Raw genomic sequence first — 13,370 nt, 5'->3', positions numbered from 1 at the left:
AGCCTTCCTTTTTTATTTTCTGGTACTATATTCATATGAATAATAAAAATATAGTGAATTTTCTACCAGAGAAATAATTTTTATGGGGGGCTTTACATGAAGCTAGGGGCGCGCGTACTGATTGTGCTATTGTTGGCTGGGATCGTACCGTTGACGGCAGCAGGCGTATTTGCTTACAACGAATCCAAGCGGGAATTGCTGAGCAGCAGTAAAGCTACCTTGGAGGCACTGCGCAATAGCCAGAAGGAACAAGTGGAAAATTACTTTCGTGAGCGTTCCCGCAATCTGGATACGCTAGCCGCATCGAGTACGGTCGTCACGGCCTTGTCTGAATTTCGAGGAGTGTGGGAGCAGGGGCGAGAATCTCCAGCTTATCAGGAAGTCGAGTTAACCCGCACGAAAGAACTGAAGATGGAAGTGGCCAGGTACGGCTTTGCAAATGCCTACCTGTTAAATGACAAAGGCGAAGTGATCTACCAGACGAAGCCGCAAAAGGATCTAGGCACCAGCCTGCTGCAGGGATTGTATGCAGATTCTGTGCTTGGGCAAACCGTTCAAAAGGCATTCAAAGGGCAGAGCACAGAAATGTCTGATCTCAGTCTTTATGAACCTTCAGGAAGCGTCCCAGGCGTCTTTATCGCAACGCCGATTTTTGAAAACGGCTATATCATAGGTCAGTTGGCGGTAGAGGTAACGCTGGACTACATATCCCGGCAGCTGAATCAACGAGAAGGCCTGGGAAACACAGGAAAGATCTATCTGGTAGGACCCGATAAATTGATGCGCTCCCAATTGGGGGAAGGGCTGGAGACTTTGCTGAAGCAACAGGTGGACACACCGATTGTGGATCAAGTCTTGCTGACCCAGCAGTTCAAGGGGACGACGGAGAGCATAGATTATCGGGGGCAACAAGTGCTCGTCTCCTTTGATCAAGTAAAAGTGGGTAAAAAGACTTGGGCGATCCTCGCTGAAATGAATATGACGGAGATTCTAAACGGACCTAACCGAATTATGAAAGCCATGCTGATCTTCAATGGCGTTGTCTTAGTTGTTATCGTTGGGATTTCTTTGTATACAGCCAACTGGCTGCGGCGTTCGTTCCGCGGCATGCTAAAGGTGGCAGGACGAATTGGTGAGGGTGATTTCGCTACTCCTGTCCCGCAGTGGCTGCTAAAGCGCAAGGACGAGCTGGGTGATCTGGCGAGATCGCTGCTCTCCATGCGGGATCAATTGCTCGGAATCTTGCTGCAGGTAAGACAGGCGTCCGCGTCCGTTTCTGAGGCGGTCAAAGAAATTCATGGCAATACGAGTGAGATCGCGTCTTCGAGCCAGCAAATCGTGCAAGTCGTGGATCAGGTGGCGGCATCTGCTGATAACCAGATGGACAAAATGGGGCAGACCTTGCAGTTGGCAGTCGACTTGACGAATGATGTGACGGGTGTGACAGATAACGTAGAGCAAGTCTCGCTCTCTTCGCAAGAGATGAAGCGACATACGGATGCAGGTAGACAAGCTGTGACGGCCGTCATCGATAGTATGGAAGAGATTAACCGCTCAGTCGAATCAGCCACAGGTGTCATTCATGAGCTGGAAAAACGATCCCAAGACATATCACGTATCATTTCCGTCATTTCCGAAATTGCCCGTCAGACGAACTTGCTCGCACTCAATGCAGCGATCGAGGCTGCACGTGCAGGTGAACATGGTAAAGGCTTTGCCGTTGTAGCCGGGGAAGTCCGGAAGCTGTCTGAGGGAACCAATGAGGCTGCACTGCAAATCGCGCGGATGATCGGCGATGTACAAAAGGATACGACAGCGGCTGTTGCGCGAATGGCGGAAGGATCGGAGACGACCGCACATGGGCTTAAGACGGCCCGTCAATCCGGCGAGATGTTCCAGCGAATCGAGCAAAACATACTCCGTGTTACGCAAGAAATGGAGAGCGTCAGACAGGCTTTTAACCGGATGGCACCAGATGCCAGACAAGTAGTGGCAGTGGCAGAAGAAGTGTCATCAGCATCTGCTCATGCAGCGGCAGGCGTCCAAAGCATCTCGGCAGCAGTCGAGGAGCAGAGCGCAGCCATGGAGCTGATTGTTCACTCAGCCGATCAGTTAGCTGTATTGGCAGAAGAGCTGCGAGGGTCATTGGCAACGTTTGTATTAACTGAAAATTAAGACGAATAGAGGCGGGCAGTCATGCTTGCCTCTGTTCGTCTCTTTTTCCATTTATGAAGGATATCTCACCCAAAATGTTGAATGATAAGGACGATGGAGAGTTTCAGGCCGGAGGGACGTAAGCGTGCACAAACTAGATTGGGAACTATATCTGCTGCCGTTCGAGCAAGCTGTAGAAGAGATCAAAGTCAAAATTAAAAATATCCGCAACGAACTGCGCAAGCGCAAGGAGTATTCTCCCATTGAGTTTGCCCTAGGCAGGGTCAAGTCGATCCCGAGCATTTACAATAAGGCAAACCGACTACAATTTCCGATCGATGAAAACATCTGCTGGGAGATTCGGGACATTGCGGGTATACGTATCATCTGTCAGTTTATCGAAGACATTCCTGCTGTCGTGGAGATGATCCGCAAGCGTGGCGATATGCGTGTCTACCTGGAAAAGGATTATGTGTCGACTCCAAAGGAGAGCGGGTATAGAGGCTACCATATGGCGGTCGAATATCCGATCATGATGGCAGATGGACAGGTGACCATTCCGGTAGAAATTCAAATACGTACACTAGGTATGAATTTTTGGGCAACGATTGAGCACTCGCTGAATTACAAATATGAAGGGATTATCCCGTCCAATATTCGTCAGCGACTGTTCGAAGCAGCCAAGGCTTCCTACAAGCTGGATAGCGAAATGAACAACATCCGTGAAGAAATCAAAGAGGCGCAAGCCGAATTTACGATGAAAGAAGTGCCGATGGATTCCCTGTTATCGTTGGTAGAGCTGGACCTCGATATTGATGCCGGGATAGAAAATAGTACCACAGACGAAGGGAAAGAACACGACGATGAAAACCGTTAATTGGCTGGAAGAAACGCAAAAGCGAAAAGAGGAACTAATTCGTACCACGCAATCCTTTCTGCAAATGAAAAGTGTGCTCGATCCAGCGACTGCCAAAGAGGGTGCTCCTTTTGGAGAAGGCATCCGCGAGGCACTCGATTATGCACTTGGCGTTTGCGAGCAAGCAGGTATGACCATAAAAGACGTGCGCGGTTATGCTGCTCATGCAGAGTTTGGACAAGGGGAAGAGCTGATCGGCATCCTCAGCCACGTCGATGTTGTTCCAGAAGGAGATGGCTGGAGCACACCTCCTTTCGCAGCAGAGATTGTCGATGGCAAGATCGTTGCGCGTGGAGCTATTGATGACAAAGGACCGACGATGGCCGCCATCTTTGCTGCCAAGATCGTGATGGAGCTGGGACTGCCGTTGTCCAAGCGAGTTCGCTTTATCTTTGGAACCGACGAAGAATCCAGCTGGAAATGCGTGAATACATACTTTGCAACAGAAGAAATGCCGACGATGGGCTTCACTCCGGACGCGGACTTCCCACTCATTTATGCCGAGAAAGGTCTGACCGATCTGACGCTCCGCCAGACACTTGCAGCATTTCAGGCAAAAACTGCACATGAAACAGCTGACGTACAAGCCAAGCTCGTATCGTTGCAGTCGGGTTTGCGGATGAACATGGTGCCAGACAAAGGAGAAGCCGTCCTGATTCCACAAGAGCTGGATGCACAGGCTATTGTCGAGCGCTATCGCCAGCATCTGGCAGACAACGATCTGAAAGGTTCTGCCGAGGAAAAGGATGGCTTGGTCGTTTTGCGCATGGAAGGCGTATCTGTACATGGCATGGATCCGGGTAAAGGTGTGAACGCGGGTACCCATCTGATTCATTTCCTGCATACACTCCAACTGGATGCACGCGCAACCAGCTACGTTCGCTTTGCAGACCAGTACTTGCACAACCAGCACTACGGTCAAACGCTCGGAATTGCTCATGACGATGCAGAAATGGGTCCTCTTTCCTTGAATACGGGCGTACTGGAGTACCAAGCAGAGGGGGACGCGATCTTCCGCCTCAACATTCGTTACCCTCATTCGGTATCCTTCGAACATTGGTCTGCCGTATTGGCAGCACACGGAGCCGAAGAAGCATTTGAATTGGAAGTCGTAGAGCATCTGACCCCGCACCGCGTCGATCCGAATCATCCACTGGTTACGACGTTGCAACGTGTCTATACGGAGCAGACCGGCGAGGAAGCAGGCATCATCGCCATCGGAGGAGCGACGTACGGCCGTTCACTGGATGTTGGCGTCGCATTTGGTCCCCTCTTCCCTGGCCGCCCAGACAGTGCGCATCAGCGGGATGAGTACATTTTGGTAGATGACTTGATCAAGGCAACAGCGATTTACGCGCAAGCCATCTATGAACTGGCAAAGTAAATCAAAAACAAGCGGGATTGTGCCAAGCTAAAAGGCGCACCCGCTTTTTTTATGAATGAGAAAGGGGAAAAAAGCGAAGGTATTAGGGACACTGGCCGGAGCGGAGCCGTGCAGGAAAGACCCCTGCGCAAGTGGCCCTACTAACCTGGAGAGTTTTCCCCTTTTTCCGTCCAGCTACCTTAGTTTGATCAAAGCTGGAAAGGAAAAGCTGTAGACAGTTTGGTTGTATTTTTACAACGACTCATTTAGTATAGGTAGGATAGGAAATCAGGCGTCGTGGAACATCGCCGGATGAATATGAGTGACGGTAGCCGGTTTTATAGCACCCCCCACTGTCCATGCAGTCTTTGGTGTGGCAAATCGGGCCGCTTGTGAAAGGAAGTGGAAATTATGGCAAAATCGTTTGCGTCTTTTGGCTTTCGACCGGAAGTGATGCAAGGGATTCAAGACCTGTATTATAAAGAACCAACTGCCATTCAAGAAGAAGCGATTCCGCTGATTTTGGAAGGCAAGGATGTCATCGGACAAGCACAGACAGGAACTGGGAAAACAGCTGCGTTTATGCTCCCGATTCTGAATGCTCTGGAGGAAGGAAAGCGTGACATCCAAGCACTGATTCTGACTCCGACCCGTGAGCTGTCGATCCAGATCGCCAAAGAAGTCGAGAAGCTGGGCAAGCATTTGAATGTCAACGTTCTCTCGTTGCATGGTGGTACGGATATCGACAAGCAGCTCAACAAGCTAAAAGAGACCGTCCATGTCGTAGTCGGTACACCTGGGCGTGTTTTGGACCACATGAAACGCGGTTCGCTGCACTTTGGCCGCATTTCTACTTTGGTGCTGGATGAAGCGGACAAAATGATGGAAATGGGCTTCCTCGAGGATGTTGAGCAAGTCATCGTTCATACACCATCGCAACGCCAAGTGCTGTTGTTCTCCGCTACCATGCCGGATCTGGTGAAAAAGCTGGCGCATCGTTTCATGAAACAGCCGCCGCACATCAAGATCGAAGGAAAGCAAAAAACGGTAGAACGCATCGAGCAATATTATTATGTCGTCAACCAAAGTGACAAGACAGATGCACTCGTGGACGTGCTGGAGCAAGAGCAGCCGTTTTTGACCATCGTCTTTGCCAACACGCAAGTACGCGTACAGCAATTGACCGCCCGTCTGCAGGAAAACGGATTGTCCGCACAAGCTTTGTATGGCGATTTGTCTCAAAACAAGCGGGAACAGCTGATGAAGCAGTTCCGCGATATCCGCTTCCAGTATTTGATCGCGACAGATATCGCTGCGCGTGGTCTGGACGTGGAAGGTGTTACGCACGTGATCAACTACGACTTGCCTAACGATGTCGAGAGCTACATTCACCGCGTAGGTCGTACCGGACGTGCAGGACAAAAAGGGAAAGCGATCTCGCTTATTTCTCCTCGTCAGAAAAACCTGATGGGTCGCTTTGCGAAGACGACCAAGGCTTCCATCGAGGAAAGAATTTTGACAGCAGGACGCCATCTGGATGAGGGCCGCCGCCAACGCGCAGAAGAGCGGGAAGCACACTTCATCGAGTTGCGTGAGCAGCAGCAGAAGGAACAGAAGAAGGAAAAAGATAAAGAATTCGCTCCGATTCGAGACGCGATCAAGAAAAAGACGAAGGTTAAGCCAGGCTACAAGAGAAAGCTTAAGCAGGAGCTGGATGAACTACAGACGAAATACGAGCAAAACCGCAAGCGTGCAGAAGCAATCGCTGCGCGGAAAGCAGGGAAGTCAGCAAAGCCTTCCAAGCCGGCTACAGCTGGTAAGGCAGGAGGCGGAGCTGGCAGACCAGGCAACAAGAGTCAGGGTGGCAGGCCATTCCGACCATCTGCTGGAAAAGGCAAATCGAGAGGGTAATCGCATCGAGGAAAGACTGTCCGGATCATCGAGATCCGAGCAGTCTTTTTTTGCTTTAATCTTTTCAGCGAAACTAGCTTGTCGAGAGGGAATGTCGAAAGGAATTGAAGTAAAATAGAAGAAAACGTTAAAAAACATCGTTCTTTTCTCCGATGCTCCTAATTAATGAAAGTCTTGCTATAATCGTGAAAAGAGGAGGCGGTACGGATGGATCGAATTGATGAAGAAATTTTGCGCTTGCTTAAAGAAAATGGAAGAATGACTAGTTCGGAGATTGGCAAGCAGGTTCATTTGTCCGTACCTGCTGTATCAGAACGGATTCGTAAGCTGGAGGAATCCTCCGTTATTGAGCGATTTACAGTCAAGCTGGGTCGCGAGCAAATCGGCCTTCACCTGATTGCGTTTATCATGGTTCAACTGGAAAAACCGGAGCACGTCGATGGATTTCGCGCGACTATCCTGCAGACCGACAGTGTGTTGGAATGTCACCATATGGCGGGCTCGTATGATTATATGCTCAAGGTAGCGCTCCCCGGCACGAGAGAGCTGGAACAACTCATATCTGAAACGATCAAACAGGTAACTGGTGTAGCCAAGACGAACACCATGATCGTACTCTCTTCGATGAAAGAGGAGATGTAAAGTGATGTCCGTGTGGAACGGTTTGCTCTTTGGTATGCTGTTACAGTTGTCAGTAGGACCGGTCTGTCTCGCGGTCTTGCAGCGCTCCATTACCTTTGGTTTTCGCCATGCGTGGTGGATGATTTCGGGTGTGGCATTGGTAGATGCAGCGTATATGGCAGGAGCGATCGGCGGGCTCTCTCTGTTTTTACAGATTCCATGGGTGAAGCAGATCGTGGTGATGGGTGGTGCTGTTGTACTCATCTGGTTTGGAGTGGGGAGCATTCGAGCGAAAGTGGTGCAGGAGGGGAGAGTACACGCTGCGGGTGCGGTTGAACATGCGGATGCAGTGATGGTTTCATCGGGGAAACATACGGGGATAATGACCACCCGTGTTCGAGATAGTTTTTTGTACGGGATCGTACTGACGCTGACCAACCCTCTGACGATTTTATTTTGGGCGGGGGTTTTCGGATCGCTCATGTCGTCTGCTGACCATGCAGACAGAATGAATTTCGTAGGCTTTGCTGTGGGGTGCGTGTTGTCTACTTTGCTGTTTTTGACTGCAGTCTCTGCGCTGGGTAAGTACGCCGCGAAAGTGCTGCACCCCGTTTGGCAGAAGCGAGTAAATGTTGTTGTAGGGCTGTTTCTGATCGGATTTGCCATCGTTCTCTTCTGTCAAAATGTTTGGTCCTTTTGAAATAGTGTTTTCCACCTACCCTAATGTGGGTAGAATATAGGTAGATAGGACCCTTTGTGCGAAAAATAGCAAAGTACAGGGTGTGAGGAGAACCAGTGATGACGGATAATTGCTTGAAATGTGGCAGTGAGATGAGCCCCGGGGAATACAACTGCAAGGTATGTGGGCAAAATGACATGGATGAATACCGGATGATTCGCAATTATGTCAGGAGCTTTCCTAATTCCAATGCGATGCAGATTGCCAATGCGACGGGCATATCCGTATCAAAAATCTTGCGCTATATTAGAAACGGCTCTCTGACAGTGGTAGACAATCATTCCCGCAGAGGGAGATAAAGGTTCGAAATAGATAGCCCACCGCCTAGGCGATCGATACAATCGTTTAGGCCAGTGGGCTTATTTTGCGTTCCAACAGAATTGGGCTAGAATAATTGGGTTAGAGCCAGCGCAAACCTTTTGGATAATGGTTTTTCAGTTGACCGTCAGCCTGTTTTCCCCATCCGATAGAAAAGTCATCCACTTTGACGAGTGTCCAACCGGTTGCGTCTTCTCGACTGAGCGCCTCCCCTTTTAAATAACGGAGAAGGCTCGGATCGTCTGCAGAAAAGGAAGCCGTGCGGGCCACTTCATCCGCAGTCAACGTGAGAGCCAACGCATGACTGGGCTCCAGTCGATTCTTTTTGACGGTTCCTAGATGAAGTCCGACACGCAATACTTTGATTCCATCCCAGTCCAGTTCTGGTGCGGGCGAGTAGTAGAGCTGCTCGCCAAACAGCAGAAAGGCATGGTCGTTGTCCAGCAGGCTGTTCGCGCAGGGGATCGCTTCGGCTGCAAAACTGCGCCAAGCCGCAATCGCTTCTTTTCGCCCGGCAGGAGCTGATGATTTTGCCCCTCGTTTTTCTTTGCGTTTTTTCGGGGCTTCTGCTGGTTCGACATCCATGCTCTTTTGCAGCTTGGCGAGATAGTGGCCTTCACCGTTGAGCAGATGTGGCCATAGCCTAGCTGTCTGGGCTAGCTCGTCCGATGCCGGCGTCGCCCATTCAGGATGACCAGGGGCAAAGTGCTCCGGATGTGGCAGCGGAATCAGTGAAAACTCCGGATGACGCTCCAGAAAGGTCGCCATCGATTGTTCATTTTCCAGCGGAGCAAATGTGCAGGTGGAATATACGATCGTTCCACCTGGCTTTAGCATGGCGGCGGCAGCATCGAGGATATCGATCTGCATCAGGTGGCAGTCGGTCACTTTTTCCGGAGACCATTCTTCGATCGCCTCGGGAAGCTTGCGGAACATGCCTTCTCCAGAACAAGGCGCATCGACGAGTATTCGGTCAAAAAATTTGGGAAAGCGGTCCATCAATCGCTCTGGCGTCTCATTGGTCACGACGGCGTTTGGCACACCACATCGCTCCAGGTTTTCCGACAGGATGCGGGCCCGCACAGGATGAATTTCATTGGCGATCAGGAGGCCACGTCCTTGGAGGGCAGCAGCGAGCTGCGTGGATTTACCACCAGGTGCTGCACACAGATCCAGGACGGTTTCGCCGGGCTGTGCCTGCAAACATTCTGCTGCCGACATGGCACTCGGCTCCTGCAAGTAGTACAAGCCCGCAGAATGGTAGGGATGCTTGCCAGGACGCGCTCCTTCAGGATAACGAAAGCCATTTACACACCAGGCTACTGGTTCCAGAGAAAAGGGTGACAGCTTCAAAAAGCGCTCCCGGTCAACTTTCAACGGATTGACGCGCAAGCCATGGAAAACCGGCTGTTCGTACGAGGCAACAAATGCTTCGTACTCCTCTTGCAGCAGGGTGCGCATCCGCTCCGTAAAGGCAGAAGGTAAAAGTTGTGTCATAAAAGCCTCCGTTGTCAGAATTTGGCCGATTGGGAGAGGAAAAGATAGAAACATGGCGAATCATAGAAAATGAGGTGAGAGCATATGAAAGGATCCCGTGCGGAACGCTACCGCTCCCGGCGGAGGAACGACTCAGAAGTCAGCCGGTTTTGGATCATGGGGTTGCTATTCTCACTGCTGGTGCTCGCTTTTGAATTTTTGATCGAGATTCCAGCCGACGCAGATTGGCTGCAGGAAATGGAGATGGCACTGTTTTCTGCTAGCTTTACCTTGCTCGCTTTTTATCTGCTAGGGCTTACGTTTGTCTTTTCGCGCCAACAAAAGGCCGGGAAGATCAATCACCAGGTCATTATCTACGTATGGCTGGGAGCGATTCTGTTTCACTTGTTCCTGCTCATCAGCAACTTGTCCAATCAGCATGTCTATAAAGCAGGGATCATCTTATTTTTAGGCCCTTTGTTCCTAACTGTCTACCATTTTATCACGTACTTATCTGCTTTGCGCGAAGAGCGTGCCGAGCAGGATGCAGCTACCGGTGCTTCGCTGGAACGTGTGGCTTACCAGACGATTTTGGAAGGAAGCAGAGTATACAGTGAAATCAATCGATTGAAGACGGAGTACCCGGAAGTGGAACAAATGTTACGAGCCAATGATTTTCACAACAAGCTGGAGCGCTATGCCTTGGAAATGCAGCAGTATTTGCAGGTCAAGCAGTTTGAGCGGAAAGACGTGGAATTATTGGAGGGTCATTATTACTTTTTGGAAAACCTGCTGACGTTGGCAAAACAACATCCGGGTATCATCGAATCCCGATCGTTTTCCCGTCGCGAAGACTAACTGATTCAAGGCAAAGGAGAGAGTAGAGAGATGTTCTGGAAAAAGGACAAAGGATTGGCAGAAAAAGAGATAGCAGCAACGGCAACAGCTGTGGCTACACCAGCTGAATCGGACAATCAGCAAGAGCTGAAGAGTGATTTGCTCGCGATCTACGAGCAAATCGGAGCAGTCCTTTCCCAAAACAACGTAGTAAATGCCCAGCATGAGAAAATTGCCCAATTGGCGTCTCAGATGAAAGTCGTGGTAGGAAAGATCAAGAACATCAACGAGAGCGATGACGAATCTGCCAATCAATTGCATGTTCGCGGAGAGCGCCTGACCTCCATTTGCCATCAATCTATGGAGCGTGCGGATGCAGGTAAATCTGCGATGACAGAAGTCGTGGAAGTCATGAGCCTGTTGGATGAGGAGTCGGTGAATACCTCTCGTTCCATGAGCCGATTGGAAGATCGTTCATCAGAAATTACGAGCATTGTCAAGGTGATCAGCGATATCGCCAACCAGACCAACCTCTTGGCACTCAATGCAGCCATCGAAGCAGCCCGTGCTGGGGAGCAGGGACGAGGATTTGCTGTGGTGGCAGACGAAGTGCGCAAGCTGGCTGAGATGACGGCCAACTCTACAAAGTCGATCGCAGAATTGATCGGAAAAATTCAGGAAGAAACGAAAGACGCGTTGGCCAATAGCGAAAAGAGCAGCGCGGCGATTAAAAACGGACTGGCCATCAGCCAGGACGCTTCCTCTAAAATGGAGGGAATCGTGCAAGCCTTCCATGAAGTGAATGGGGAAGTCTCTGGTGTCATGCAGATCATCGAGCATCAAAAGCAATTTGCCGATGGGGTTTCCAAGCAGGTGAGCGAAGCCATCTATCTGTTGGGCGATTTGGACGAAGATCTCACGAGCCACGTGAGGGAAGCCAATGAGGTCGACCAACAGTTGCAGGCAAGCTATCAACAAGTAAAGAGAATACTACCCGAATAAACCACTCGACGAAAAAGATTCCTTTGCTTTAGGAAAAGGACTCTTTTTTTGTTTGCCCTAAATCCCTTTACCTATTTTTTATTTGACTCTGTATACGAGAGGTCTATAATCAAAAGAGAATCACCCAATAAATTCCTTTTTGTTGACAACTGTATCATGACATTCGCTATGAATGGGCAAACCCATTGAAAGGTGGGGACGCAAAGCCACGGGCCTACGGTATCAAGAGTGATACTACGGTAGCCGGGTTGCCAACTAGCAGGTAGTTTCATGCTGTCAAACGGCTCCCATCTGGCGAAGGGAGCCGTATTTTATTGGAAAAGGGAGAGGGTATCATGTCGATTCTACAAACCTTGGACCAGCAGTTTATTAACGGGGAATGGCGTGACGGACTTGGATCTCGCAAGCTGCAGGATGTAAACCCGTACAATGGGGAAGTCATCGCAGAGTTTCAAATGGCGAGTCTGCAGGATATCGACGAGGCTTATCAGGCGGCTGCACGGGCCAAAAAGGAATGGGATGAGGTCAATCCCTATGTCAAATCACGCATGTTGGAGCGTGCCGTTCAATACATAGATGCACACGAGGAAGAAATCATCGAGGTCATTATCAAGGAATTGGGCGGAACCCGTCTCAAGGCGTTTTTTGAGATTGGTCTTGTCAAAGATATCATTCGGGAAGCTGCGACTTTTCCTGTTCGGATGGAAGGCAAAATTCTTCCGTCTCCAGTAGAAGGGAAAGAAAACAGGCTGTATCGTATTCCGGTCGGAGTGGTCGGGGTCATCGGTCCGTTCAACTTCCCGTTCTATCTATCCATGAAGTCGGTTGCCCCAGCTCTAGGAGCAGGTAACGGTGTTGTATTGAAGCCTCATGAGCAAACTCCGATCACAGGAGGAACGCTCATCGGCAAAATCTTTGAAGAAGCTGGGCTGCCAAAGGGATTGATCAATGTCATCGTGACAGATATTTCGGAAATCGGTGACGGATTTGTCGAGCATCCGATCCCACGCATCCTGTCCTTCACCGGCTCCAGTCAAGTAGGAAGCCATATCGCGCAGGTCGCTGCCAAGCATTTCAAAAAAGCGATATTAGAGCTTGGCGGAAACAGTGCACTCATCGTGCTGGCGGATGCTGATCTCGAATACGCCGTTAATGCAGCTGTGTTCAGTCGATTCACGCACCAAGGCCAAATCTGCATGTCAGCCAACCGTGTGCTTGTTCATCAAAATGTGTACGATTCGTTCCTGGAACTGTATGTCAAGAAAGTGTCCTCGTTGAAGGTGGGAGATCCGAATGATCCGGATACGATTATCGGTCCGTTGATCAATGAGCGGCAGGTAACGAATCTGATGGCAACGATCGATGAAGCGATCCGCGAAGGGGCTACACCCGTCCTGAAGGGGGAAGTAAGAGGAAACGTGGTAGATCCCATCGTGCTCACGGGGGTCACCACCGACATGGCGATTGCTTCCAAGGAACTGTTTGGCCCAGCCGTGTGTATTCTCTCGTTTGATACGGAGGAAGAAGCTGTCCGTATCGCCAATGAGACGCCATTTGGATTGTCCGGTGCGATTCACACCCGTGATCTGGAGCGGGGAGCAGAAATGGCGAAGCGAATCGAGACGGGCATGATTCATATTAACGACGGTACGATCAATGACGAACCGATCGTGGCATTCGGTGGAGAAAAACATTCCGGTTTAGGTCGCCTGAACGGTCAGTGGAGCTTGGAGGAATTCACGACGCTCAAGTGGATTTCCGTCCAGCACAAACCGCGTCAGTTCCCTTATTAGTTTCATGAAGATGGGTGGTAAGCGATGAACACGCTAGAAGAATGGGAGCAAACGGAAACGGAAAAACAGGCAGACTTGTTGGAAGCTTTCATCAAATCCGCGATCTGATCATCCATCTGCCGAACATCCAGTGAGTTGATCAATCTGACAATGGAACATCAGCTGGCGAAACTGGCCGAAGGGCACTCCTCGCCAAATAAAAAGGAAGTAGAATGTAACGAAACGTCCCTCTCCATAGTC

General features: G+C 50.1%; 11 protein-coding genes and 1 riboswitch. Of the genes, 10 read left to right on the top strand and 1 reads right to left on the bottom strand.

The window, feature by feature from the left end; all coding sequences use genetic code 11:
• Positions 1 to 96: 96 nt before the first annotated feature.
• From AN963_RS11565 to AN963_RS11535, 7 genes are all read left to right on the top strand, one after another.
• Positions 97 to 2,175: a methyl-accepting chemotaxis protein gene (locus AN963_RS11565; protein ID WP_055744757.1), complete on the top strand. Its 2,079-nt coding sequence runs from the start codon at positions 97 to 99 to the stop codon at positions 2,173 to 2,175.
• 124 nt (positions 2,176 to 2,299) lie between these two features.
• Positions 2,300 to 3,031, top strand: coding sequence for a GTP pyrophosphokinase (locus tag AN963_RS11560; protein WP_055744756.1), 732 nt, complete (start codon positions 2,300 to 2,302; stop codon positions 3,029 to 3,031).
• The gene (gene pepV, locus AN963_RS11555) at positions 3,018 to 4,454 is read left to right on the top strand and encodes a dipeptidase PepV (protein WP_055744755.1); all 1,437 of its coding nucleotides are present in this window, start codon (positions 3,018 to 3,020) and stop codon (positions 4,452 to 4,454) included. The genes AN963_RS11560 and pepV overlap by 14 nt, the downstream gene beginning before the upstream one ends.
• Before the next feature lie 390 nt (positions 4,455 to 4,844).
• The gene (locus AN963_RS11550; RefSeq protein WP_055744754.1) at positions 4,845 to 6,344 is read left to right on the top strand and encodes a DEAD/DEAH box helicase; all 1,500 of its coding nucleotides are present in this window, start codon (positions 4,845 to 4,847) and stop codon (positions 6,342 to 6,344) included.
• A 207-nt stretch (positions 6,345 to 6,551) separates the two neighbouring features.
• Positions 6,552 to 6,986 (top strand): Lrp/AsnC family transcriptional regulator, encoded by a 435-nt coding sequence (locus AN963_RS11545; protein ID WP_055744753.1) that lies wholly within the window; start codon positions 6,552 to 6,554, stop codon positions 6,984 to 6,986.
• Between the two features lie 4 nt (positions 6,987 to 6,990).
• On the top strand, positions 6,991 to 7,665 hold the full coding sequence (locus tag AN963_RS11540; protein WP_055744752.1) for a LysE family transporter: 675 nt from the start codon (positions 6,991 to 6,993) through the stop codon (positions 7,663 to 7,665).
• A gap of 98 nt (positions 7,666 to 7,763) precedes the next feature.
• Positions 7,764 to 8,003 (top strand): hypothetical protein, encoded by a 240-nt coding sequence (locus AN963_RS11535; protein WP_236707953.1) that lies wholly within the window; start codon positions 7,764 to 7,766, stop codon positions 8,001 to 8,003.
• A 100-nt stretch (positions 8,004 to 8,103) separates the two neighbouring features.
• Here the strand turns inward: AN963_RS11535 and AN963_RS11530 are convergent, their stop codons facing one another.
• Complete coding sequence (locus tag AN963_RS11530) at positions 8,104 to 9,519, bottom strand: RsmF rRNA methyltransferase first C-terminal domain-containing protein (protein ID WP_055744750.1); 1,416 nt, start codon at positions 9,517 to 9,519, stop codon at positions 8,104 to 8,106.
• Positions 9,520 to 9,603: 84 nt separating this feature from the next.
• Between AN963_RS11530 and AN963_RS11525 the strand changes: the two genes are divergently transcribed.
• The 3 genes from AN963_RS11525 (at position 9,604) to AN963_RS11515 (ending at position 13,130) form a co-directional block, all read left to right on the top strand.
• Positions 9,604 to 10,356, top strand: coding sequence for a hypothetical protein (locus tag AN963_RS11525; RefSeq protein ID WP_055744749.1), 753 nt, complete (start codon positions 9,604 to 9,606; stop codon positions 10,354 to 10,356).
• Positions 10,357 to 10,386: 30 nt separating this feature from the next.
• Positions 10,387 to 11,337 carry a methyl-accepting chemotaxis protein gene (locus tag AN963_RS11520; protein WP_055744748.1) on the top strand — a complete coding sequence of 317 codons (951 nt, stop codon included), beginning with the start codon at positions 10,387 to 10,389 and terminating at the stop codon, positions 11,335 to 11,337.
• Positions 11,338 to 11,502: 165 nt separating this feature from the next.
• A riboswitch (cyclic di-GMP riboswitch) is annotated at positions 11,503 to 11,593 on the top strand.
• A gap of 79 nt (positions 11,594 to 11,672) precedes the next feature.
• Entirely contained in the window at positions 11,673 to 13,130 is a 1,458-nt protein-coding gene (locus tag AN963_RS11515; RefSeq protein ID WP_055744747.1) for an aldehyde dehydrogenase family protein, read from the top strand.
• Positions 13,131 to 13,370: the final 240 nt, after the last annotated feature.

Source organism: Brevibacillus choshinensis (assembly GCF_001420695.1).
Classification (GTDB): domain Bacteria; phylum Bacillota; class Bacilli; order Brevibacillales; family Brevibacillaceae; genus Brevibacillus; species Brevibacillus choshinensis.
Note: the sequence above shows the minus strand (reverse complement) of the source record. Positions and strands in the feature narration are given on the sequence as shown.

Excerpts from the sequence above, each read along its gene's own strand:
- AN963_RS11565 (WP_055744757.1), top strand. The coding sequence starts at position 97 with ATGAAGCTAGGGGCGCGCGTACTGATTGTGCTATTGTTGGCTGGGATC.
- pepV (WP_055744755.1), top strand. The coding sequence starts at position 3,018 with ATGAAAACCGTTAATTGGCTGGAAGAAACGCAAAAGCGAAAAGAGGAA.
- AN963_RS11550 (WP_055744754.1), top strand. The coding sequence starts at position 4,845 with ATGGCAAAATCGTTTGCGTCTTTTGGCTTTCGACCGGAAGTGATGCAA.
- AN963_RS11545 (WP_055744753.1), top strand. The coding sequence starts at position 6,552 with ATGGATCGAATTGATGAAGAAATTTTGCGCTTGCTTAAAGAAAATGGA.
- AN963_RS11540 (WP_055744752.1), top strand. The coding sequence starts at position 6,991 with ATGTCCGTGTGGAACGGTTTGCTCTTTGGTATGCTGTTACAGTTGTCA.
- AN963_RS11535 (WP_236707953.1), top strand. The coding sequence starts at position 7,764 with ATGACGGATAATTGCTTGAAATGTGGCAGTGAGATGAGCCCCGGGGAA.
- AN963_RS11530 (WP_055744750.1), bottom strand. The coding sequence starts at position 9,519 with ATGACACAACTTTTACCTTCTGCCTTTACGGAGCGGATGCGCACCCTG.
- AN963_RS11525 (WP_055744749.1), top strand. The coding sequence starts at position 9,604 with ATGAAAGGATCCCGTGCGGAACGCTACCGCTCCCGGCGGAGGAACGAC.
- AN963_RS11520 (WP_055744748.1), top strand. The coding sequence starts at position 10,387 with ATGTTCTGGAAAAAGGACAAAGGATTGGCAGAAAAAGAGATAGCAGCA.
- AN963_RS11515 (WP_055744747.1), top strand. The coding sequence starts at position 11,673 with ATGTCGATTCTACAAACCTTGGACCAGCAGTTTATTAACGGGGAATGG.